This window comes from Pollutimonas sp. M17, from assembly GCF_025836975.1.
Classification (GTDB): Bacteria; Pseudomonadota; Gammaproteobacteria; order Burkholderiales; family Burkholderiaceae_B.
Window position 1 is genome coordinate 3,521,585 of record NZ_CP107548.1, and the last position, 24,781, is coordinate 3,546,365.

13 protein-coding genes are annotated in these 24,781 nt (G+C 65.4%); 1 reads left to right on the forward strand and 12 read right to left on the reverse strand.

Going from position 1 to position 24,781, the window contains the following annotated elements; all coding sequences use genetic code 11:
- Window positions 1-27: 27 nt before the first annotated feature.
- From OEG81_RS16565 to OEG81_RS16580, 4 genes are all read right to left on the reverse strand, one after another.
- Complete coding sequence (locus tag OEG81_RS16565) at window positions 28-993, reverse strand: Bug family tripartite tricarboxylate transporter substrate binding protein (RefSeq protein WP_264130379.1); 966 nt, start codon at window positions 991-993, stop codon at window positions 28-30.
- A gap of 125 nt (window positions 994-1,118) precedes the next feature.
- Window positions 1,119-2,414 (reverse strand): sulfate adenylyltransferase subunit 1, encoded by a 1,296-nt coding sequence (locus OEG81_RS16570; protein ID WP_264130380.1) that lies wholly within the window; start codon window positions 2,412-2,414, stop codon window positions 1,119-1,121.
- Window positions 2,414-3,322 carry a sulfate adenylyltransferase subunit CysD gene (cysD, locus tag OEG81_RS16575; RefSeq protein ID WP_264130381.1) on the reverse strand — a complete coding sequence of 303 codons (909 nt, stop codon included), beginning with the start codon at window positions 3,320-3,322 and terminating at the stop codon, window positions 2,414-2,416. The genes OEG81_RS16570 and cysD overlap by 1 nt, the downstream gene beginning before the upstream one ends.
- Window positions 3,323-3,333: 11 nt before the next feature.
- Window positions 3,334-4,053 (reverse strand): phosphoadenylyl-sulfate reductase, encoded by a 720-nt coding sequence (locus OEG81_RS16580; protein ID WP_264130382.1) that lies wholly within the window; start codon window positions 4,051-4,053, stop codon window positions 3,334-3,336.
- 388 nt (window positions 4,054-4,441) lie between these two features.
- Here OEG81_RS16580 and OEG81_RS16585 point away from each other — a divergent pair, with 388 nt between their 5' ends.
- Window positions 4,442-5,731, forward strand: a complete 1,290-nt coding sequence (locus tag OEG81_RS16585; RefSeq protein ID WP_264130383.1) for a Glu/Leu/Phe/Val family dehydrogenase — start codon at window positions 4,442-4,444, stop codon at window positions 5,729-5,731.
- Here the strand turns inward: OEG81_RS16585 and treY are convergent.
- The 8 genes from treY to glgA form a co-directional block, all read right to left on the reverse strand.
- Entirely contained in the window at window positions 5,722-8,406 is a 2,685-nt protein-coding gene (gene treY, locus OEG81_RS16590) for a malto-oligosyltrehalose synthase (protein WP_264130384.1), read from the reverse strand. The genes OEG81_RS16585 and treY overlap by 10 nt on opposite strands.
- Complete coding sequence (gene malQ / locus OEG81_RS16595; RefSeq protein WP_264130385.1) at window positions 8,403-10,523, reverse strand: 4-alpha-glucanotransferase; 2,121 nt, start codon at window positions 10,521-10,523, stop codon at window positions 8,403-8,405. Before malQ ends, treY begins: the two co-directional genes overlap by 4 nt.
- Window positions 10,520-12,364, reverse strand: coding sequence for a malto-oligosyltrehalose trehalohydrolase (treZ, locus tag OEG81_RS16600; protein WP_264130386.1), 1,845 nt, complete (start codon window positions 12,362-12,364; stop codon window positions 10,520-10,522). The genes malQ and treZ overlap by 4 nt, the downstream gene beginning before the upstream one ends.
- Window positions 12,357-14,474: a glycogen debranching protein GlgX gene (gene glgX, locus OEG81_RS16605; RefSeq protein ID WP_412034083.1), complete on the reverse strand. Its 2,118-nt coding sequence runs from the start codon at window positions 14,472-14,474 to the stop codon at window positions 12,357-12,359. The genes treZ and glgX overlap by 8 nt, the downstream gene beginning before the upstream one ends.
- The gene (gene glgB, locus OEG81_RS16610) at window positions 14,471-16,333 is read right to left on the reverse strand and encodes a 1,4-alpha-glucan branching protein GlgB (protein ID WP_264130387.1); all 1,863 of its coding nucleotides are present in this window, start codon (window positions 16,331-16,333) and stop codon (window positions 14,471-14,473) included. The genes glgX and glgB overlap by 4 nt, the downstream gene beginning before the upstream one ends.
- 80 nt (window positions 16,334-16,413) lie before the next feature.
- Window positions 16,414-19,827, reverse strand: a complete 3,414-nt coding sequence (treS, locus tag OEG81_RS16615; RefSeq protein ID WP_264130388.1) for a maltose alpha-D-glucosyltransferase — start codon at window positions 19,825-19,827, stop codon at window positions 16,414-16,416.
- A gap of 12 nt (window positions 19,828-19,839) precedes the next feature.
- Window positions 19,840-22,926 (reverse strand): alpha-1,4-glucan--maltose-1-phosphate maltosyltransferase, encoded by a 3,087-nt coding sequence (locus OEG81_RS16620; protein ID WP_264130389.1) that lies wholly within the window; start codon window positions 22,924-22,926, stop codon window positions 19,840-19,842.
- Window positions 22,923-24,569: a glycogen synthase GlgA gene (gene glgA / locus OEG81_RS16625; RefSeq protein WP_264130390.1), complete on the reverse strand. Its 1,647-nt coding sequence runs from the start codon at window positions 24,567-24,569 to the stop codon at window positions 22,923-22,925. Before glgA ends, OEG81_RS16620 begins: the two co-directional genes overlap by 4 nt.
- Between the last annotated feature and the right edge of the window lie 212 nt (window positions 24,570-24,781).

A 24,781-nucleotide genomic window follows, 5' to 3' on the forward strand; every position in this document is an offset into this window, starting at 1 on the left:
GGCGTCCGCTGCGGTTCCGCAAGGCGATCAATCCAGCTTGATGCCCGCCTTCTTGATGACGTCGGCCCATTCGCCGCGCTGCGCTTCGGCATAGGCCTTGAAGTCGCTGGCTGTCATGGGCAGGGGCTCCACGCCCATGGCGCGGATCTTGGTGGCGACATCGGACGATTTCAAGACCGCCTGAAGGTCGGCGCTTAGCTTGTCGACGACCTCGGCCGGCAGGCCGGCGGGGCCGACCAGGCCTTGCCAGGCATAGGCGGTAAAGTTCTGGACGCCCGCTTCAGCCATGGTGGGCACATTGGGCAGCAGGTCGATGCGCTTGGGCGTGGCGACCGCCAGCACGCGCAGCTTGCCCGCCTTGATGTTGGATTGCGCTGCGGCCGAATCGACGAAGCCAAGGCTGACCTGCCCGCCCAGGATGTCTTGCAGCGCGGGGGCGGCGCCCTTGTAGGGAACATGGGTGATATTGACACCCGCGCGCTGCTTGAACATCTCGAGGGCCAGATGGTGGGGCGAGCCCGCGCCCGCCGAGGCGGAGGTAAGCTTGCCCGGCTCCTTGCGCGCGGCCTCGAGGACATCGTCGAGCGACTTGAAGGGCGAATCGTCCTTCACGGCCAGCATGAGGGGAAAGCGCGCCAGGCCGCCGACATAGGTGAACTTGGCGGGATCGTATTGCAGCGAGGAATACAGGGACGGATTGAAGGCCAGCGTGCCGGAATCGGCCGTGCCGACCACATAGCCGTCGGGCTTGGCGGCCTGCACGAAGCTGGCGCCGATGATCGTCGCCGCGCCGGGCTTGTTCTCGACCACGACCGTCTGCCCAAGCGATTTCTCAAGGCCCGAAGCCACCAGCCGGCCTATGACGTCGGAGCCGCCGCCCGCCGGATACGGAATGACCCACTGGACGGCCCGCTCGGGCCAGGAGGCTGCCTGGGACATGCCGGCCAGCCCCAGCAAAGAGGCCGCCACCAGGCCCTTAAATAGTTTAGACATGAATGATTGCTCCGTGAAATGTATAAGCGAAGAATTTTTACGCTTGCGATTATGCAACGGATCAAGTCATTTTCAAATACGGAGATTCCCCTTCCCGCCCGCCTGCCGCGCCGGCGAGTATCGCGTCAGCGCACCATGCCCGCCGCGGCCGTCTGGTGCGTGGCCGCATCGATCAGGATGAAGGCGCCGGTCGCCGCGTTTCCCGTATAGGGATCCAGCGCCAGCGGGTCGCGCGCCACCAGCGTCGCATGGCCGATATCGTTCATGTTCAGCACGTCGCCGGCCGGCACCTGCTGCAAGGCATTCATGTCGCGCCGGGTATGGACCGCCTTGATGCGCGCCTGGGTCAGGCGGGTTCCCTGCTTCAGCCAGTACTGGCGGGCCGGATTCAAGGCCTGCTGGTCCAGCCAGCACAGCTCGGCATCGAATTCCCGGGCCAGCCTGAGCTGCGCGTCGGCGGGAACGATCAGGTCGCCGCGCGACACATCGATGTCCCGGTCCAGCACCACGGTTGCGCTGTCGCCGCCCACCAGCTCGGCGACGTCGGCATCGCCGCGCAGCAGTCGGGCCACCGTAGCCGTCAGGCCGGAAGGCAATACCTTGATGCCGTCTCCCACCTTCAGCGCGCCACCCGCCAACTGGCCGGCATAGCCCCGGAAGCCATCCACCCGGCTGCCATCATGACGTATGACCCACTGCACGAAGAAGCGCGCTGCGGCGTTTGGGGCGGCCGCCGCCACAGGCAGGGTTTCCAGCAGGGACAACAGCGGGGGGCCGTCATACCACGGCGTATTGCCCGATTCCTGGACCACGTTGTCACCCTTCAGGGCGGAGATCGGCACGATGTGGAAGTCGGGGATGCCCAGCGCCCGGGCCAGCTCGGCATAGGCGTCGGCGATGCGCTGGAAGACCTGGCCGTCCCAGCCGACCAGGTCCATCTTGTTGACGGCCACGATCACATGCTGCAAGCCCAGCAATTGCGCCAGCGCGCTGTGGCGTTTGGTTTGCGGCAGCAGGCGGCCGTCGGCGGCGCGGCTGGCGTCGACCAGGATGACGACCACCTGTGCGGTGGACGCCCCGGTGACCATGTTGCGGGTGTATTGCTCGTGTCCGGGCGCATCGGCCACGATGAACTTGCGCAGCGGCGTCGCAAAGTAGCGGTAGGCGACATCGATGGTGATGCCCTGCTCGCGCTCGGCCTCCAGACCGTCGGTCAGCAGGGCCAGGTCGATCTCGCTGGCCGGGGTGCGCTTGTACTTGGACTTGGCAATGGACGCCAGCTGGTCGGCGAATACGCCCTTGCTGTCATACAGCAGTCGGCCTATGAGGGTGGACTTTCCGTCATCCACCGACCCGGCGGTGATCAGGCGCAGCACCTCGGTGCCGCTGGCGGACACCCATGATTCGTTGATTGCATTCATCAGAAGTATCCCTGTTTCTTGCGGCGCTCCATCGAGGCCTCGGACGTCTGGTCGTCCATGCGCGTGGCTCCGCGCTCGGTAATGGTGGTGATGGCCGTTTCGGCGATGATCTGTTCAGGCGTGGCGGCCGCCGATGCCACGGGGCAGGTGCAGGAAATATCGCCCACGGTGCGAAAGCGCACCGTTCGGGTTTCGGGAATTTCCGTGGCCTTCGGCGGCGTAATGGGGCTTACGGGCACCAGCAGGCCGTTGCGCTGCACCACCAGCCGTTCGTGAGCGTAATAGATCGAGGGCAGGCTGAGTTTCTCGCGCGCGATGTACTGCCACACATCCAGTTCCGTCCAGTTCGAGATCGGGAATACGCGCATGTTTTCGCCCGCATGCACTTTGGTGTTGAACAGATTCCAGAGCTCCGGACGCTGCGCCTTGGGGTCCCATTGCCCGAACTCGTTGCGAAAGGAAAATACCCGCTCTTTGGCGCGGGCCTTTTCCTCGTCGCGCCGGGCGCCGCCTATGCAGGCATCGAAGCCGAATTCCTCGATGGCTTCCAGCAAGGTCGTGGCCTGAGCGGCATTGCGCGAATCCGTCGCCCGCCGCAGCACCACGGTCCCTCTGGCGATGGAGTCCTCGACCTGGCGGACGATCAGCGTTTCACCCAGCTCGGCGACCCGCCCGTCGCGGAACTCGATGACTTCATCGAAGTTGTGGCCTGTATCGATATGCATCAGCGGAAACGGAAACCCCGCCGGCCGGAAGGCCTTCTCGGCCAGGCGCAGGAGCACGACCGAGTCCTTGCCGCCCGAAAACAGCAGCACGGGGCGTTCGCACTCGGCCGCCACCTCGCGAAGAATATAGATGGCTTCCGATTCCAGCCAGTCCAGATGAGTTCTTGATGAGATATCGCCCATGTTCTTCCTTTTCAATCCTTCAGGTTGCCCGCATGCAGGCCGCATTCCTTGCTCAGCTTCTGTTCCCACCACCACCGCCCGGCCCGCTCGTCCTCGCCCGGGCGCACCGCCCGGGTACAGGGCTCGCAGCCTATCGAGGGATAGCCCTTGTCGTGCAGGGGGTTGTACGGAATGGCAAACCGCCTGATGGCGGCCCACACGTCATCATGCGTCCAGGCGGCCAACGGGTTGTACTTCCGCAAGCCAAAAACCGGGTCGAGCTCCGATTCGGGCAAGTCCGCCCGGGTCAGGGACTGGCCGCGGCGCTGCCCGGTCAGCCAGGCCGAATGCCCATGCAGCGCCCTGCGCAAAGGCTCCACCTTGCGCAGGGCGCAACATTCCTTGCGCAAGGCGACGCTTTCATAGAAGGCAAAAGCGCCATGGGCGTCGACATGCGCCTTGACCGCACCCGGTTCGGGCTGCACACGGCGTATCGCCACGCCATACCGGTCGTGAACGGCCTGGATCAGGGCCAGCGTTTCCGCATGCAGGCGGCCGGTGTCCAGCGTAAAAACCTGGATGGGCAGGCCGGCCGAGAAAATGGCATGGGTCAGCACCATGTCTTCGGCGCCCAATGAAGAGGCAAACACCGCATCCGGATGGCTTCGGGCAATGTTTTGCAGAACGTCCTGCAATACGGCCCACGAACTGGCCGGGGATGGGTCCGGCGCCGGGGAGAAAACCGCGCTCATGATTCGCTCGCTCTTGCACCCGCCGCGCCGCCTTCCCATCGACTCGAGACCGGCCCGCCACAGGCAAATAAAACGACAGTCTGACCGGCCGGCGGCCTGGTGGGAACGACTTAATAGTTAAGTAGTTATCACCAGCGGCCATTAATAGAAATCGACATAAGCTCATGCCGCGCCGGGTCCGGCCTTGCCTCGGGGGTCACCCGGTAGCACAATCGTCAGGGCCGAGAGCGGAAAGCCGCCGGATCCCGCTTTCAATGCGTCCCCAATTAATTGGAATTAACTATTAATCGGGGACGTAGTAAGCTCTCGCACTAAAATAACCGCGTTCGGCCGGGCGGAAGGCCCGGCGCCTTCCTGTTTGCCTTCCTCTTACGCTAAGGTCCACATCATGTCAGAACACCCGACGCATGCTCTCCCTTCCTACCTGCACTCCGACGACCTGGGTCCCTGGGGCATTTACCTGGAGCAAGTGGAGCGCGTGACTCCCTATCTGGGCAAGCTCGCGAAATGGGTTGAAACCCTGAAACGCCCGAAGCGCTCGCTGATCGTGGACGTGCCCGTCGAACTGGACAATGGCACCATCGCCCACTTCGAAGGCTATCGTGTGCAGCACAACACCACGCGCGGCCCCGGCAAGGGCGGCGTCCGATTCCACCAGGACGTCACCCTGTCCGAGGTCATGGCGCTGGCGGCCTGGATGTCCGTCAAGACCGCCGCGGTAAACCTGCCTTTCGGCGGAGCCAAGGGCGGCATACGCATCGATCCCCGCAATTACTCCCGTGGAGAGCTCGAGCGCATCACCCGCCGCTACACCAGCGAAATCGGCGTCATCATCGGGCCCCACAAAGACATACCCGCGCCCGACGTGAACACCAATGCGCAGACCATGGCCTGGATGATGGACACGTATTCCATGAACGAAGGCGCCACGACCACCGGCGTGGTCACCGGCAAGCCGGTTTCGCTGGGCGGCAGCCTGGGCCGCGTCGAAGCCACGGGCCGCGGGGTCTATGTGGTGGGCTGCGAGGCCGCGCGCGATGCCGGCATACCCATCGAGGGCGCCCGCGTGGTCATACAGGGCTTCGGCAACGTGGGCGGCACCGCCGCCCGGCTTTTCTATGAAGCCGGCGCCAAAGTCATCGCCATCCAGGACCATACGGGATGCCTGCATAACGCCAACGGCCTGAACGTGCTGGCCTTGCTCAAGCACTCGGAAGAACATGGCGGCATTGCCGGCGCGCCCGACGCCGAAAACCTGACACCCGCCGAATTCTGGGCGCTTGAAACAGAACTTCTGATTCCGGCCGCGCTGGAAGGGCAATTGAACGAGCACAACGCCAATTCCGTGCGCGCCCGTATCGTCATCGAAGGCGCCAACGGCCCGACCACGCCGGAAGCCGACGACATCCTCACCTCGAACGGCACGCTCATCGTCCCCGACGTGCTGGCCAATGCGGGCGGTGTCACGGTCAGCTACTTCGAATGGGTCCAGGACTTTTCCAGCTTCTACTGGACCGAGCCGGAAATCAACCACCGCCTGGAAGCCATGATGCGCGCCGCCTACTCCTCGGTGTCCGCCGTAGCCAAAGAGCACCAGGTCAGCCAGCGCACCGCGGCCTTCATCACGGCCTGCACGCGCATCCTGGAATCGCGCGAGGTGCGTGGGCTCTATCCCTGATCGGGCAACAGCACCGCCACGGGCAGGCCGGAAAGCACATCGGCCAGCCTCAGGGTGCCGTCGGGGCCGCTGCGCATGACGCTGCCCCGCAAGCTGTCGCGCAGCGCCGCCCCCAAGTGGCGGCGCGGCAGCACCAGCGCCGTATCTTCCCAGAAGTCCGGCGATATCGCGGGCAGAGCTCCGCCCGACGCCGTATCGATCCCGCCCGCCACCAGGCGCGGCGCCACCACAAGCACATGTTGACCCTCGCCGCAGAGCAGGAAGGCCAGCACATGCGCCTGGCGGGCGCCCTGGACCGGCAGCGCAATATACCTTCCCGATGAGAATACCCGGGGCACGCGGCGCCGGATCTCAAGCAGGCGGGCCAGCACGGCCTGCTTGATGCGGCCGGTCTTCCAGTCCGGCAGCACGGCGCGCAGATCGGGCAAGCCACCGTCCAGGGCATGCAGCGCGGCCCGCCGGGCATCGTAGTCGACCGGACGGCGGTTATCGGGGTCCACCAGGCTGAAATCCCAGAATTCCGTTCCTTGATACAGATCGGGCACGCCCGGCGACATCATGCGCAGCACCACTTGGGACAGGCTGTTGACCGCGCCCGCCGGTGCCAGCCTTTCGGCAAAAGCGGCGATATCGCGCAGCAAGGCATGCAGCGCCCGGCCCGGACGCAAGTTGTCCAAGAAGTCCATGGCGGCATTTTCATGCGCCACGTTCGGCTGGAACCAGCTTGAATCCAGCTTGGCCTCGCGCATGGCCTTGACCTGCCATTCCCCCAGGCGCTGGATATAGCCGTCCACCCCCGCCGCATCGTCCGCATCCAGATCCAGGGGCCAGGCTCCGACCATGGTCTGGAACAGCATGTAGCGCTGCGCCCGGCCAGATCCCGAGTCCGGCACATAGCCGGCTTCCGGCCAGCGCATCCATCGGCCGCTGGCGGCGGCCCACTCATCGGGAATCTCGCTGACGACCGCCAGCCGCGCCCGAACGTCCTCTCCCCGCTTGTGATCGTGCGTGGCGGTCGCCAGCAGGGCGTACCGGGCATGCTCGGCCCGCCAGGCATTGCGTTGGTGGAAGTCCTCGGGCGATATTGAAAACACATCGGGGTCCGCTCCCACCTCGTTGCGCGAAATCAGGCGGCCAAAGCGATAGAAAGCGGTGTCCTCGACGGACTTCGCCGCCAAGGGCGGCGTAAGCTGCTGGAATCGCCTGACCGCCTCGCGCTGCAGCAAGCGCGGCGATACGCCCGGGACGGCTTCGTCCGTCGACAAGGGGGCGCCGCCCAGGCAATTGTCCAGCCAGTCCAGCAGCTTGAGTTCATATTCATCCGGCGCCAGGCTGTCCCTGACCTGCTTCACCAGCGCCGCGAACAGACGGGCGTCCGACGGATTCCTGCCGCTTTCGCCGGCATAGCTGCGATAAACCGGAAAAGCGATCAGCAGTTCATCCAGCATGCGCCCCAGCGCTTCGACGCTCCAGTCCCTGGAATCCACGCCGGCCTGTGCAAGGCCGGACAGAACGCGAAGCAGGCCCTTGCGCTCGGCCACGAAGTGCCGCCGCAGCATCAGGCATCGGGCGTCTTTTACATAGTCCTGCGCCGAACGCCCGCCGCCGGAGACGTCTTCCCATACCTGCGACAAGGCTTCTTTGCCCGACGGATCATGCAGCACGGCGCCGGCCTGGTCCATGAAATCGTAGCCGCTGGTGCCATCCACCTGCCAGTCTTCACCCAGGACCTCACCGGCGGCCAGGATCTTTTCCACGATCAGCCAGGGCCGGTCGCCCGCCAGTCCGGCGGGCCGAAGCGCGCTGCGCGCATCGAGTTCGGCGCGCAGCCGGCGGCAATAGTCCAGTGGCCGGGCCAGGCCGTCGACATGGTCGATGCGCAAGCCGTCTATCAAACCCTCGGCATAAAGGCGCAGGGGCAGCTCATGGACGGCATCGAACACCTCCGGCCGTTCCACGCAAACCCCGATCAGTTCATTGATTTCGAAGAAGCGGCGCCAGTTGATGCAGTCGGCGGCGCAGCGCCACCAGGCCAGCCGATAATGCTGGCGCTCCAGCAGGGCATGCAGGCGCTGGCGCCCATCGGGCAGCCTGCCATCGTACTGCTTGCGGGCAACGCAGCTGTCCATGCCTGCAAGCCGCAAGGTATCCGGAGCGATCGGATAGCGCATGCCGCAGGCTTCGATCTCAGGGGAAATCCCCCCCCCATCCAGGACCAGCCGGATATCGCCCTTGCCCAGGCAGCTTCCATAGGGCTCCGGCAGGAACGGAGCCAGCACCTTGCCGCGCAGCGCCGGATCGGCCGGCTGCCAGTCGATGTCGAACCACTGGGCATGGGGGCTGGCGGTGCCCAGGCGCAGCACGTCCCACCACCATGCATTGTCCGGGTGCGCCGCCATGTGATTGGGCACGATATCGAGAACCAGCCCCATGCCATGGCGGCGCAGGACCTGAGCCAGCGCCGCCAGTGCCGGTTCGCCGCCCAGCTCCGGATTGACCGTCGAATGATCGACCACATCGTAGCCATGCAGCGAGCCGGAGCGTGCGCGGGTGATGGGCGAGAGATAGAAATGGCTGACTCCCAGCTGCGCGTAATACGGCACCTGCGCGCGGGCGTCGTCCAGGGTAAAGCCGCGGTGCAGCTGCAAGCGGACGGTGGCGCGCGGCATGCTCATGCGCCGCCCCTTGCCCGGGCTATCCCGGCAAGGCTGGATGCCACCCCGGGATCGCTGAATATCTGCTCTACGCTCATGGGAAGCGTTTGCATCCAGTTGGGATGCGCGTTTGCACCGGTCTCGCCGTGGCCGGGCAGATTGGGCTGATCCTCCATGCCCAGCAGGTCCTCCATGGCAATAATGACCAGGGGGCTGGGCGTGGCGGCCACGAAGCCCAGGATGGCATCGCGCGGCGCGTCGGCCTGCGGGTCGGGCGCCCCTTCAGGCAGGCTGCCCGCCGCCCGCATGGCATTGCACAACGCCTTTTTCTCGCCCTCGCGCCATTGCGCGGCAGCCAGCCATGCGCCGTGGCCCGGCGTTTCTCCCAGCCGTTCGCGCCAATACAGATCGCGCCCTTGCCACCAGCCCGCGATCGTCGGCAAATCGTGCGTCGTGGGCGTCGCCATGGTCCAGGCCGGCCACTGCCGGGGCGCCGTAAACGGCGGAGGACCTTCGTCCTCGCCCGCCTGGCCGTCCCGCTGGAACCACAGCACGCTCATGCCCATCACGTTCTTTTCCTGCAATTGCTCGTTGAAGCCCTCGGGCACCGTGCCCAGGTTTTCGCCCACCACGATGGCCTGGTGCCGCCATGCTTCCAGCACCAGCAGGCGCAGCATGTCCTCCGTCGGATAGCGCAGATACGCGCCGTCGGCGGGCGACTCGCCCTGCGCCACCAGCCACATGCGCGCCAGGCCAAGGATATGGTCGACGCGGACGCCGCCGGCGTAACGGAATGCCGCCCGCAATATCTCGATGAAGGCCGCATAGCCGGTATCGCGCAAGGCACGGGGGGACATGGCGGTCAGGCCCCAGTCCTGTCCCAATGACTGGTACAGGTCCGGCGGCGCGCCGACCGATACGCCCGCCAGGATTTCCTTCTGGCGGCTCCAGGCATGGCTGCCGCGGGCGTCGGTGCCGATGGCCAGATCGGTGATCAGCCCCAGAGGCATGCCGGCATCGAGGGCGCTGCGCTGAGCATCCAGCATGCCCCGGTGAGCGAGCCATTGCAGGAACACATGGAAGTGGATTTCCTTTTCCTGCGAGGCGGCATAGGCGCGCAGGCCCGGCCCGGAGGGATCGTGAAGGGCGTCGGGCCAGTCCTGCCAGCCGCTTTCCGGCCCCAGTTCGGGCACATGGCTGCCATGCAGCGCCTCGAATCGCGCATGGCTTGCCAAGGCCTCGCCGCCTTCACGGGAGAACGCATCCAGATCCTCATGCAGCGCCTTGCCGCCGCACCGGCGGAAGGCATCGTGCATGCGCCTGAACAGCCGCAGGCGCCGGGGCAGCATCTGCGCCCAGTCGATGTGCAAGGTGTCCGTCGCCATGCCATGGCCGTCTTGCGGCTCGTCCGGATCCAGCGCCGCCAGGAAGGCATCCTTGCCCAGCACGTGTTCCGGATCGATATAGGCGGCATTGAGAAACAGGCGGCTCGAGGGAGAATAGGGGCTGAAGCGTTGCGGAGCCGCGCTGAACATGGCATGGACGGGGCTGATCGCCAAGGCGGCGGCGCCCCGCTTGCCCGCTTGCCCGGCCAGTTGGGCAAGCAGGGAATATTGGCCGGCATGCCGGCCGCGCAGGCTATAGACCTGGGCGGCCATCCCCCATGGGCGGCCCGGCCGATGGCCCGCCAATTCCTGAACCGAGGGACAGCGGCGAGGGCTCACCGCCAAGGTCCGTTGCGAGTTCCCGATAGAAAGGTTGTGGTAGCCGGGCCGGCTTACCGGATCGATGCGCACCATGCCGTTCCCGGCCTGCGCCGCCATCCCGCTGCGCTGCCCGCCCCCCTCCAGTTCCAGGCTATACGCCAGAGGACCCGCGTGGGCGAATACCGGCGCCTCGTCCGCCTGGACGATCACCATCCCGGCCCCGCCCGGCCGCGCCTCCCGCTCCAGCCTGAGCCGGCTTTCGGCGATCTGGGACGGACTGGCGCAAGGCAGCTCCAGCGCGTCCAGCAGCCTGCGCAGGATTTCGTCGCGCACCTGGCGCCGGTTCCCGAAAGCGTCCGTCCACCCGGCCTCCAGCCCCGCTTCCCGCGCCAGTGCAAGAAGCGCCGCATCGGCTCCGGCATGCGCGTTCACGCCCGCGCTCCATTGCCTGGCCCGCCGACCTGCTCCGGCCGATGGCACGGCTCCAGCGTGGCCACGGTGCTGCAGGCCGCCATGCCTCCTTCCCGCAGGGCCGCCTCGGCATGTCCGCCCATCGAAGAAAAAATCCGCTCTTCTGCGGACATGCCCGTCTTCAATGCCACCTCATCCGACGACAGATTGCAATAGATCCGCAGCACGCTGCCGTTGCCCAATCGCCATCCGGCACGCACGGCAAGCGGCCCCGCCACCTCGGCGAAAAGGTTTTTCGCGCCCCTCAGCCAAGGGCTGATGAATTCGCGGCGCGCTGCCAGCAAGGCCCGGTACTCCTCGCGCCACTGCACGCCGCCCGCGCCTCTCAAGCCCGGCAGTGCCCGGGATTGCTCCCAGGCATGCTCATCGTTCGGATCGGGTATGCGATCGCGCGCTTGCGGATCCGAAAATGCCGGAAATGCGGCAAACTCATTGCGCCGCCCTTCACGCACCGCCGTCGCCAGTTCCGCATCGTTGAAGCTGGTGAAATACAGGAACGGCGCCGTCGACCCGTACTCCTCGCCCATGAAGACCAGAGGGATGTGCGGCGCCAGCAACTGAAGGGCGATGGCCGCCCGCAGCGCATCGGGCTTCCGGGCGCACAGCGTGGTCAGGCGTTCGCCAAAAGCGCGATTTCCGGTCTGGTCGTGGTTCTGTAAAAAGAAAACGAAAGCCGAGGGGGGCAGGCCGGCACTGGGCTCGCCGCGCGGCCGGCCATCGCGCCAGGCGCTGGGCTGTCCCTGGTACAGGAAGCCCTCTCCCAGGCAGCGGGCCAGCTCGCCTGCGCAATCCCCGCCATAAGCGGAGTAATAGCCCTGGCTCTCGCCCGTCAGGATCCGATGCAGCACATGATGGGCGTCATCGTTCCACTGCGCGTCGAACCCCTTTCCGAGCAGGCTGGCGGCATTGTCGTCGTTTTCCAGCACCAGGTGCACATGACGCCCCGGATCGAGATGGCTGCGGACAAAATCGGCCATTTCGGGCAGCCATCCCGGCTCCGAGATTGCATGCACGGCATCCAGGCGCAAACCGTCGAAACGGTATTCGCGCAGCCAGTACAGGGCGTTCTCGGCGAAGAAAGCACGCACCTGATTTCTGCGGAAGTCGATCGCCGGCCCCCATGGGGTCATCCGATCCTCCCGGAAGAATTCGGGCGCATAGCCGGACAGATAATTTCCTTCCGGGCCGAAATGGTTGTAGACCACGTCCAGGAATACCTGCATGCCCATGCCATGCGCCGTATCCACCAGCAGGCGCAGATCGTCGGGACTGCCGTAGGCGGTGTCGGGCGCATACGGCAGCACGCCGTCATAGCCCCAATTGCGCGGACCGGGGAAGTCGGCCACCGGCATGAGTTCGATGGCCGTTATCCCCAGTTCGGACAAGTCGGCCAGCCGCTCCTGGACGCCGCGAAAACCGCCGGCCAGCCCGGCATGGATCTCGTACAGCACGGTCTGCTCCCAGGGCAGCCCGCGCCACTCCTTGTTGCGCCATGAATAGGCCGTGGTGTCGGAGACGATGCTGGCATCGTGGATGTCGCCATCCTGCAATCGCGAAGCGGGATCGGGCACGCGCAAGGTTCCGTCGACATGGTACCGATAGCGCGTGCCCGGCGCGCAGGCGCAGGTCAGTTCGTGAAAGCCCTGCGCGACGGCCTCCATGGGCCGGGCAGGCTGGCCGTCCAGCTCCAGGCAGACCTGGCGGGCGCTGGGCGCCCATAGACGAAAGCGCGTCAGCCCTTTTCCCACGCATACCGCGCCGAAGCTGTAGTCGTAGCAATCGCCCTGGCCGACGTCAGACATGGCGATGCTCCGCCTGGCCGGTAAAGGCAAGCAGCACCAGGCCATGGGCGCGTACGGTCTGGCTGTCCGCCCGCACAGGGCCCGGCATGGCCTCGGGGTGGGCCGTATCCAGTTCACGAGTCCAGGAAAAGTCCTGCGCGGGCAGCTGGAATTCGATGTCCTCGTCTCCGGCGTTGACCAGCAACAATGACATATCCACGTCCTCATCCGCCACGCAGGCGCGCCGCAGGCCCAGAACACGCCCCTCGGCATAATCCCATGCCGGCGGACTCATCGCCTGGCCGTCCATGTCGAACCAGGCAACCCGCGCCAGGCCGGGCAGGACGTCTGCGTCCCCATCCAGGAAACGGGGCATGCGCAAGGACGGATGCGCGCGCCTCAGCGCGGCCAGCCTGCCCATGAAGGCCATCAAGGCGCGTCCCTCGGGCTCCGCGGCCTGGGCCCAGTCCAGCCATGATGTCTCGTTGTCCTGGCAATAGGCGTTGTTGTTGCCGTCCTGGCTGTTGCCGAATTCGTCGCCCGCCAGCAGCATCGGGGTGCCGTTCGAGAAAAAGACGGTGGCCAGCATGGAGCGCAGCACACGGTCGCGCAGAGCCGACACCTGCTCGTCTGTGGCGGGTCCTTCCTCGCCCCAGTTGTTGCTGAAGTTCTCGCCATGCCCATCGGCATTGTCGTCGCCATTCGCTTCATTGTGCTTGTCGTTGTAGCTGACCACGTCCCGGGCCGTGAAGCCATCGTGCGAAGCCAGGAAATTCACCGAGGCCCAGGGCCGGCGGTGGCGGCGGTCGAAGACGTCGGGCGTGCCCATCAGCCATCCGGCCAGGTCGCCGCGCAGGCCAGCCTCGCCCGCCCAGAAACGGCGGATGCCGTCCCTGAACTTGTCGTTCCACTCCGCAAAGCCCGGCGGGTGGTTGCCCAGCTGATAGCCGTCGGGCCCCGTGTCCCAGGGCTCGGATATCAGCTTCAGGCGCGACAGGACCGGGTCCTGGACGATGGCGTCGAAGAACCCCGAACCCGGGTCGAAGCCGGTACCCTCGCGTCCCAGGGTGACGCCAAGATCGAACCGGAAACCATCGATGCGGTAGCTTTGCGCCCAATAGCGCAGGGAGTCCATCACCATTTGCAGGACGCGCGGGTGCGACAGGTTCACCGTGTTGCCGCAACCGGTGTCGTTGATGTAGTAGCGCTCCTCGCCGGGTATCAGCCGGTAGTAGCTGGCGTTGTCCAGCCCGCGCCACGACAGCGTCGGACCCAGCTCGTTGCCTTCCGCCGTATGGTTGTAGACCACGTCCAGGATGACTTCGATACCGGCGCTTTGCAGGCGCCGGATGGCCATGCGCAAGTCGTTGGTCTTGCCGTGGGTCAGGTAGGCCGGCTCCGGCGCGAAGAAGGCCAGCGTGTTGTAGCCCCAGTAGTTGCGCAAGCCGCGTTCGACCAGGAAGTGATCCTGCAGGAAGGCGTGTATGGGCATCAGCTCTATGGCCGTTACGCCCAGCTTGTGCAGATGATCGATGAAGCGCGGGTTGGCCAGCCCCTCGCAGCTGCCGCGCAGCTCGCGCCGCAGATCGTCCCGGCGCATGGAAACGCCGCGCACATGGGCCTCGTAGATGACGGTTTCCGCCCATGGCGTATACGCGCGGCTTTGCATGCCCCAATTGAAGTTCTCGCCCGTGACCACGCACTTGGGCACGAGGGCGGCCGAATCGCGCCTGTCCAGGCTGAGGTCCGCCTTGGGATGCTGGACGCGATAGCCGAACAGAGCGTCCGACCAGCGCAGCGGGCCGTCCAGCTTGCGCGCATAAGGATCGATCAGCAGCTTTTGCGGATTGAAGCGATGCCCCCGCTTCGGGTCGTAGGGGCCGTATGCCCGATACCCATACAGCAAGCCCGGTTCGGCATCGGGCAGGTAGCCGTGCCAGATCTCGTCGGTGCATTCGGGCAGCGTGTAGCGCCGCAGTTCCTTGCGGCCCCTGGCATCGAAAATGCAAAGCTCGATCTTGCTGGCACTGGCTGAAAAAACGGCAAAATTCACACCCAGGCCGTCGCTGATCGCGCCCAGCGGATAAGGGAGCCCGGGCGCCAGGCGTTCCGGCAATGCACCAATGATCATGATCCGCCCTCCGCGATGAAAACCAGGGTCGCCAGCGGCGGAAGCGTCAGCTCCAGCGACTGTCCGTACCCGTGCGCGGGTTCCGCCGCCGTGTCGGCCGAACCCGCATTGCCCACGCCCGACCCGCCGTACGCCTGCGCGTCGGTGTTCAGGCGCTCGGCCCAGCGCCCTGCGATGGGCACGCCTATGCGGTAGCCCATGCGCGGCACCGGCGTCATATTGCTGACGATCAGCGCGGTCTGCCCCTCATGGCGGCGCAGGAATGCGAAGACGCTGTTGCTGTCGTCGTCGCCCACGATCCATGCAAATCCTTCGGGAACGGCGTCGCCCCCATAAAGCGCCGGCGTATTCCGGTACAGCATATTGAGATCGCGCACCAGCGCCAGAACGCCCGAGTGCATGTCATCGTTCAGGGCGCCCCAATCCAGTTGCGCATCGTGGTTCCATTCGCTTTCCTGTGCCAGCTCGCCGCCCATGAAAAGCAGTTTCTTGCCCGGGTGCGTCCACATGAATCCGTAGTAGGCGCGAAGGTTGGCGTAGCGCTGCCACCGGTCGCCGGGCATCTTGCCCACCAGCGAGCCCTTGCCATGCACGACCTCGTCGTGTGAAAGCGGCAGGATGAAATTCTCGGAGTACGCATAGATCATTCCGAACGTCATATCGTGATGATGGTAGCGGCGGTGCACCGGATCGTGCGCCATGTAGCGCAAGGTATCGTGCATCCAGCCCATATTCCATTTGTACTGGAAGCCCAGCCCGCCTTCGCCGGCGGGGCGGCTTACGCCCGGCCAGGCGGTGGATTCTTCCGCGATCACGATCGCGCCCGGGCAGGCCTGGGCCACGCCGGCGTTCAGTTGCCGCAGGAAGTCCACCGCCTCCAGGTTCTCGCGCCCGCCATGGCGATTGGGCGTCCATTGCCCCGGTTCGCGGCTGTAATCCAGGTACAGCATCGACGCCACGGCATCCACCCTCAGGCCATCCACGTGATAGCGCCTCAGCCACTCCAGCGCGCTGGCCAGAAGGAAGTTGCGCACTTCGTTGCGGCCCATGTTGTAGATCAGCGTATTCCAGTCCGGGTGCAAGCCCTGCCGGGGGTCGGCATGCTCGTACAGCGCCGTGCCGTCGAACCAGGCCAGGCCATGGGGATCCGATGGGAAGTGCGCCGGCACCCAGTCCAGGATCAGGGCCAGTCCGGCCCGGTGGCAGGCATCCACGAATCCCGCAAACTCGGCGGGCGTCCCGTAACGGGCCGAGGGCGCAAACATGCCCAGGGGCTGGTAGCCCCAGGACCCGCCGAAAGGGTGCTCCGTGATCGGCATCAGCTCCAGATGGGTGAAGCCCATGCGGGTCGCATGCTCGATCAGGCGCGGGCCGACCGTGGACCACAGGCTTCCTTCCTCCGCCGGGTGCATCCATGAGCCCAGGTGCGCCTCATAGATGGAGATCGGCGCATCCGCCGCCTGCCTGCCGCCGCGCTCGCGCATCCACTCCGCATCCGTCCAGTCGAAATCGGCCGGATCGCTCACGACGGAGGCCGTGGCGGGCGGCAGTTCGGTCTGGCGCGCCAGGGGGTCGGCCTTCAGCGCCAGCAGTTCGCCGCCGGCGCCCAACAGCTCGAATTTATACAGTGCGCCCGCAGCCACGCCCGGAACGAACAGTTCCCATACGCCGCATTCCGGACGCAGGCGCATGGGATGACGGCGGCCGTCCCAATCGTTGAAACTTCCCACCACGGCAACGCGTCGGGCATTGGGCGCCCACACGGCAAAGCGGGTTCCCTGGGTTCCGTCCAGCGTCATGACATGCGCCCCCAGGCAGTCGGCAAGCCGCCAGTGGCGCCCTTCCGCGATAAGGTGCATGTCAAGCTCGCCCAACAGCGGTTGCTCTCCAACGGCCGGTTTGCGCGTGTCGCCTCTGGACGGTTTCGTGTTTTCCCGCTTCATGGCTGGGCCTTGTCCTTGTCATGGTCGATTCGTCCCGCCAGCAGGCGCCGGGCGGCGCGAAGCAGGCCCTCCAGCGGAATGCCCAGCCAGTCGGGACGGTGTGCGGCTTCGTAGCAGATTTCGTAGGCGGCCTTTTCCAGCAAGGCCAACTCCAGCAAGGGCCCACGGTCGTTGGCGGGATGTGCAGGGGCTCCGTCGGGCGGATGGCCCGAGGCCTCCCGGGCCCCTTGCCGATACCCCTCCAGAAATGACGTCGTGGCGCTCGAGCAGAACTGCTCCAGCAGTATGCGTCTTTGCTGCGGCAGCGCGGCCGCCCCCATGGGAACGGGGACCAGGCCGCCGCCCTCGCCGGACGCGGCATCCGCGGCGCCCAACTCCGCGCTTGAGCCCGATGCCAGAAAAGCCGCGCAGGCATAGTCAAAGGACCGCAACAGGCCGGCCACATCGCGCCACGGACAGCTTTTTCCGCGGCGCTGCTCCAGGGAACGCGCCGGCTCGCCCTCGAAGTCGATCAGATACACATCGTTCTGGGCAATAAGCACCTGGCCCAGGTGAAAGTCGCCATGGATGCGGGTACGCATCGTACCGGCCAGCGCCAGTGCCTGGATGCCGATTTCCTCCAGCAATATCTTCTTCAGCGACTTGAGCTCTTCAAGCTGCAGGGCCGCGGCTTCCGAAAGCGCGGACTTGCCGGCGGCCGCGGCCTTCAGGGCGGCGTTCACCAGATCCCGGATATCCCTGGCCCATGCCTGCGCATCGTCCCTGCCGGCCTTTTCAGGCGTGAAGGCCGGGTCGTCGCTGGGCAGGGCCAGCATGGCATGCAACTGCGCCAGGCGCTGCCCTATGGTCGAGGCAATGGTCGTATAGCCCAATAGATCTTCCCGGTAGTCGGCCTGGCTTTCACCGGTCAGCGCGGCATTTTCAAGCGTGCGCTTCAGATAGTCCTGAGTCCAGCCCCAGGCATCGCCCTGATTCGGTATGCGCGCATGCAGCAGGGCCAGCGTATGCGGCGTTCCGTCCTCATCCACGCGCACGAGTTCGCCGAGCAGCGCGGCGGAGTTGCCGTAGCCCAGCTGAGTCAGCTGGCGGGTCATTTCAGCCTCGGGATGCACGCCCGCCGTCACATGCCGCAACAGTTTCAAAACGGCCAGGTCGCCCAACAGCATCGAACTATTGGATTGCTCTCCATGAAACCAATCGACGGTCAGGTCCGCAGGCCAGTCCACGGCCCGCAGCCCGGGCTCCGCCCGGAAATGCAGCACGAAACGTCCACGGCTGACATCGATGGATATCTGCCGCTCTTCCCGCCAGTTCTCCAGCAAGGCCTGCGTGAATTCGGGCATGGAATAGGCATCGGTGGCCAGGCCCAGCTCCGAACCCCGGCGTACACGGGCCATGGCATACTGAGCCGGCATGCCTTCGACCGTTTCGGACCAAAGCAGGGCCAGCGGCAGGAAATAGCGTTCGGAGCCGTCTCCGCCCGGCACGTCGAATTCGGCCAGGAACAGCTCGCCCTGATCGGCGGAGCTCGCCGGCAGCGGGACGATGTAGGCAATTCCGACGGAAGCGGGAGCCTGCCCGCCGGCATACCATCGCTGACGCTCAAGATAGAGCGGCAGCACCTGATTGCACAAGGCCTTCCGCGATCCTTCCACCAGCTGATAGCCCGCCTTGCGGCGCAATACCAGGGTCAGGTATTCCGGCATTTGCTGCGGGCTGCTCGCATGCCAGGCGGGCGGCGCGGCGCTGTCGCTAAGCTGGAACCAGTAAAAGCCATAAGGCGGGAGCGTAAGCAGATAAGGCAATGTGCCGATGGTGGGGAATGGAGTGCCGCCCAGCAGCTCGATGGGCACCCTGCCCGCCATGGCGGCCAGATCCAGCTCGACCGGCTGCGAAGCATCGGAGAGATTGGCCACGCATAGCAGCACGACTCCCTCGTGCTCGCGCAGGTAGGCCAGGATCTTCCGGTTGCCCGGAAACAGGAAACGCAAGCTGCCACGTCCGAAAACATGGGATTGCTGGCGCTTGGCCAGCATGCGGCGCGTCCAGTTGAGCAGGGAATGGGGATCGCGCTGCTGCGCCTCGACGTTGACCGCCTCATACCCATAGAGAGGCCCCATCAGCACCGGCAGCGACAGCCTCTCGGGGTCCGCCCGCGAAAATCCGCCGTTGCGGTCGGGGCTCCATTGCATGGGGGTTCGGACGCCGTCGCGATCGCCCAGATGGATATTGTCGCCCATGCCGATCTCATCGCCGTAATACAGCACCGGCGTGCCCGGCATGGACAGCAGCAGGCTGTTCATCAGTTCGATGCGGCGCCGGTCGCGCTCCAGCAGCGGCGCCAGGCGCCGGCGTATTCCAAGGTTGATGCGCGCGCGCCGATCGACGGCGTAGACGTCCCAAAGGTAGTCGCGTTCGCTGCTGGTCACCATCTCCAGCGTCAGCTCGTCGTGATTGCGCAGGAAAATGGCCCACTGGCAGCCTTCCGGGATCTCCGGCGTCTGCTGCATGATGTCGGTGATCGGCAAACGGTCGGCCCGGGCAATGGCCATATACATGCGCGGCATCAATGGAAAATGAAACGACATATGGCATTCGTCGCCCTGGCCGAAGTATTCCTGCGCGTCCTCGGGCCACTGGTTGGCTTCCGCCAGCAGCATGCGGCCGGGGTACTCTTTGTCCAGGGCTGCGCGTATGCGCTTGAGAATCTCATGGGTTTCCGGCAGGTTCTCGTTGTTGGTTCCCTCGCGCTCGACCAGATAGGGCACGGCGTCCAGCCGCAAGCCGTCCACCCCCATGTCCAGCCAGAATCGCATGACGCCGATCACCGATTCCAGCACCCGCGGATTATCGTAGTTCAGGTCGGGCTGGTGCGAATAGAAGCGATGCCAGAAATAGGCGCCCGCCACAGGGTCCCAGGTCCAGTTTGATTTTTCGGTGTCGCAGAAAATAACGCGCGTTCCCGCATAAGCCTGATCGTTGTCGGACCAGACGTAGAAGTTACGTGCCGCCGACCCCGGCTTCGCGCGCCGCGCGCGCTGGAACCAGGCATGCTGGTCCGATGTGTGATTGACGACAAGCTCGGTAATGACGCGCAAGCCGCGCGCATGGGCGGCCCGTATGAGTTTCCTGACGTCGGCCAGCGATCCGTAATCTTCGTGCACGCCGCGGTATTGGGCGATGTCATAGCCGTCATCCAGCCTGGGGGAGGGATAAAAAGGCAGCAGCCATATCGTATTGACGCCCAGGCTGGCGATGTAGTCCAGTTTGGCGATCAATCCGGCGAAATCGCCCTGGCCGTCATCGTTCGCATCGAAGAACGACTTGACGTGCAATTGGTAGATGACCGCATCCTTGTACCAGAGCGGATCCTGCATTTGCTCGGCCCTGTCTTTTGTTGCCTGGGTCATGAAGCCCCTCTTTCAATGCCCTGTCCTGCCATGGGAGCGCCCATTCCCGGCTCCTTCCATACTCCACAACAGGAAGGGGCGCTCGGGCGCCAGTTCGATGCGATGGTGCATGCCCCGCAAGCTGAAACGCCGGTCGTCGTACAGCTCGCGCATCAATGTCGCCTCCTCGTCCTGCAAGCCCCATTCCCACAAAGGCAGCTCCAGCGTCCCGGTCTGGCGGGCGAACGGGTCCAGACTGATGGCGACCAGCACTGTGCTGTCCCCTTCCGGAGCCGTCTTGGAGAAGAAGAGAATCCGGTCATTGTCGACCTTGTGAAACCGTATCCCCAGATGGGATTGAAGCGCGGGATTCTGGCGGCGCAGCTGATTCAGGCGGGTGATTTCCGCAATGATGTTTCCAGGACGGTCCCAGTCCCAGGAACGCAGCTCGTATTTCTCCGAGTCCTGGTATTCCTCCTTGCCGGCCAGGCTGCGCGCCTCGCAAAGCTCGAAGCCGTTGTACATGCCCCATAAGCCGGATGTCGTGGCCGCCAGCGCAGCCCGGATCAGGAAGCCCGGCCTGCCCGAAGTGTGCAGGAAGCCCGGATTGATGTCGGGGGTATTGACGAAGAAATGCGGCCGGAAGCAGTCCGCCGCCGGCGGCGAGTTCAGTTCGTTCAGGTAATCCGTAAGTTCCTGCTTGCCGTGGCGCCAGGTGAAGTAGGTATAAGACTGCGTGAATCCAAGCTTGGCCAGCCTGTACATCATCTTCGGCCGCGTAAACGCTTCGGACAGGAACAGCACGTCGGAATGCTCGGCCTGAACCTGCGCAATCAGCCATTGCCAGAAAGGCAGCGGCTTGGTATGCGGATTATCCACCCGGAACACGCGCACCCCCTGGCGTATCCAGAACAGCACGGTGTCGCGCAAGGCCCGCCACAAGGCCATTTGCGGCGTTGCGTCGGCCGGGTCGGCATAGAAGTCCGGGTTGACGATGTCCTCGTAGCGCTTTGGAGGATTCTCGGCATGGCGCAGGGACCCGTCGGCGCGCCAATCGAACCAGTCGGGATGTTCCGTCAACCAGGGATGATCGGGCGAACACTGAATCGCGAAATCCAGCGCGATTTCCAGGCCATGATCGTGCGCGGCGCGCAGCAGTTCCCGGAAGTCGTCCAGCGTGCCCAGACTGGGATGCACCGCATCGTGCCCCCCTTCGGCGGCACCGATGGCATAGGGGCTGCCGGGGTCGTCCGGAGCCGCCGACAAGGCATTGTTGCGGCCCTTGCGGTTGGTCTGCCCGATGGGGTGTATGGGCGGGAAATACAAGGTATCGAACCCCATGTCCCGAATGGCCGGCAGCCGGCCGATCACATCCCGGAAAGTCCCATGGACGCCCGGGGACGGGCTTTGGGAACGCGGGAAGAGCTCGTACCAGCTGGAAAAACGCGCTTCCCGCCTGTCCACGGTCAGCGGATAAACGGCGGCGCAAGCCTCGAACGGGCGACGATCGGCGGCGCGCATGACACGCTCGGACGACTCGGACAGCAGAATGCGGACCTGCTCGGGGGTGGCGGGCGGCAAGGGGCGGGCGTCCGGCTTTTGCGCCGATAAGCCCGTCAGCGACAATCCACGCCGCGGACGGGGCTTGTTTCCCTGGGGACGGCCCACGGCGCGCAGCAGCGCTGCAACTTCCGCCGCGACCTCCGGCATATCGTCCTGCGTATGCTCCAGCGCCGCCGCGACAAGAATGCGGCCCTCCTCGACATCCAGCGACACGTCCTGGCCGGCGTCCCGCTTTTTCATCAGGCCGTGGCAATATGAGCCCCAGACGTCATGCCAGGCCTGAACGGTATAGCAGTGCCGGCCCAGGCGTTCGGGCATGAACTCCGCTTCCCACCGGTCATTCCCCAGCGAGCGCATTGCGACCCGGCGCCACTGGGCTTCATCGGCGGCTTTCCACAACAGCCATACGGCAATGCGGTCATGGCCGTCCATGAATACATCGGCCTGCACCCGCAAGGCATCGCCGATCGCCCGCTTTACAGGAAACCGCCCGCCGGCAATGCGCGGCATGACATCTTCGATGGCGATGCGCGGCCCGTGCATGGGCGGCTCGCTTGGCGCGGACGGATCCGGCTGGCGCCCGCTTGCCTTGACCGGCGAGGCGGCCACCACAGGCAGCACCATCGCCCCCGCCGCTTCCAGCGCCGCCGGAAGCGCTTCGCTTGCCTCTCCGGACAAGGTATGGCTGCCGGGCATGCGAGACATGAATACCCGCCGGTCCAGCACAGCCGGCGCTGCGTCGCCGGGGTTCAGCAGAAGCAGCTGCGCCGGGTCGCCTTCCCGAAACCAGGCGGTAAAGTCCGCGGCCGGCCCCGACAAGCGGCGCCATGCACGGGAATCCGCCGCGCTGCGCTTTGCAAGCCAGCGGTTCACCGCGATCACGGTCTCGTCGCCCGCCGCCTCTTCATAGCCTTCCGGCATCAGGATGCCGCCGCCGAAGAAGGCTGCCGCCCAAAGCCGCCTGCCTGCCTGCCGCGGGCCCGCACTCCATGACTCAGGACCAGGGCGCGCGTCCTCGGCGACCACCGTCTGGATCACGGGCGCCACCCGCCGCAAGCGATCGGATTCCTCCAGCAGCCACGGCGCCCGGTAATCCCACCATGCCGCGGAACCGAAAGTGGCGTCGAATCCGCCAGCCGCCAATGCGTCCACCCGTCGTGGCGCCAAGCCGGGCGTCCAGGCCAGAAAGGAACAATCGGGATGTCCCGCATGCGCCCGGCCTATCAGGGTTTGCCAACCCTGGGCGGACATCGACGCGGGATCCAGGCAGCGAAAGCCTCCGACGCCGGCATCCAGCGCTCCAGCGAGCGTTTGCGCCCAGCGCTCCAGGTCGGCCTCGCCGGCATCGTCCAGCGTCAGGTCCAGCAGCAGCTGGACGCCGTGGCGTCGGGCCGCGCCCGCCGCCGGCGCCGGCTCCCGCAGCGGGCCGGCCAGCACGCAGTCGAACCCCAGTGCCCTGGCCCGCGCGCATCGCGCATCCCACCAATGGGGCTCCAGCGCGCCAGCCTCGGGCGAGGCCGGAGGCGGCGAGGCGTGATAGATGCGCATGGCGGTCATGCGGCCGAGGCCTCATGGCCGGCCGTGGACGCTGTCCTGGCGTCCTTGCGCAGGTGACCCGCCAGGACGCCACCGGCCGACTCGGGGAAATACCCGGCAAGCGCCGCATTGGCCGCCGCCGGCTGCCAGACACGTCCCGGCAGGATTCGACGATAGCGCTCCGGAATGCGACCCAGCGAGACATCCGGCCTGAGGGACTGGTAAACGCTCAGATAAGAGGGCGCGGTCTTGGCCCAACTGAAGTCGGCGCGCATGCCATTGGCCTGCATCGCGCTCCAGATTTCAGGCATGCCGCGCAGCGCCATGGCGCGATCTATGGCCAGGGCCATATCGCGCGGATGAGCGCCTTCGAAAAGAATGCCGGTTGCGCTGCGCATGGCGCCGGCCGGCCTGTGCATGCCGGGGTCCAGGATGGTGTCCGCCATCCCGCCGACCCGCGACCCGATAGGGACCGTGCCGTAGCGCATGGAATACAAGGGCGTCAGCCCGAAAGGCTCGAACCGGCTTCCATGCAACAGGATGTCGGCGCCCGCATGCAGCAAATGCGCCTGTGCTTCATCGAAGCCGATATGCACGCTGCAACGGCCCGGATAGCGCTGGGCGAGTTCCGCCAGCGCCTTTTCCAGCCTTTTTTCTCCCTGCCCGATTATGCAGGCTTGCAGATCCGGATGCTTGTCCAGCGCGATCGGAATGGCCTCGACCGCCACGTCGGCCATTTTCTGGGTGGTGAGCCGGCTGCCCATGGCCATCACCGTGGCGTCCGGGTTCCGCGCCAATCCAAAAGCCTGTTGCAGGTCGTGCTTGCAGGCTACCTTGCCGGCCATCCTGCCCACGCCGAAGCTGCAGCCACGCAGATATTCGTCGGCTTCGGGGTTCCACAGCGCCGTATCGATGCCATTGGGAATGGACACCAGGTCGCCGCGCCGATCCGCCAGGGCTCCCTCCAGGCCGCAGCCGAATTCGGGAGTCAATATTTCACGCGCGTAATTTTGGCTTACCACGGTAATCAGGTCGGCACAGCGTATGCCGGCCTTGAGAAAGTTCAGCTGCCCCCAGAACTCCAGCCCCGCATCATTGCAATAACGATCGGCTATGCCCAATTCGCCGGCCAGCGACATGGGAAAGATGCCCTGGAAGGCCACATTGTGCAAGGTAAGCACCGTTTTCACGCCTTCCACACCAAGCTGGCGCATTACCAGGGGCGCCAGGGCGGCATGCCAGTCATGCGCGTGCACGATATCGGGGCGTGCCACGGTGTCCACCCCTTGCGCGATGTGCGCGGCCGCATGCGCCAGCGCCGCAAACCGGACGGCGTTGTCGCCGTAATCGGTGCCGTCCGGGGCCGCATAAAGCCCTTCGCGGTCATACAGGGCATCGTTCTTCAACAACAATACCGGCATTTTCAGTTCCGGACATTCGGCGGCCAGCAGAACCGCCTCCCCGCCAGGTATGCCGTGGAGCACGGCGGCACGGCGCACGTGGCGCACATGCCTCAGCGTATCGCGGTAAGCGGGCAACAACAGAGTCACACGCACTCCGCATTCGCCCAGCGACTGCGAAAGCCCGCTGACCGCGTCCCCCAGTCCTCCGGTTTTTGCCAAGGGAAAAGCTTCGGATGAAACAGCCAGAATATTCAATGCCACGATCGTTCTCCAGTATCTGCCCCGATGGCCGGGCGTGCGCCGAAGCCGTGCCTGAAATTCGCTGGTAAAAACTGCGTGGAAACGTAATTCCTGCTGAAACGCGATTCCCGTGCAGTTCGAATGCTCCCATCAGGCCTGCCTGCTTCTGGCTGTATTCAAGCAAGCAGCGTGCCCGGCGCGCAGGCATGGCGATTGCCCCCGTATTGCGGCAC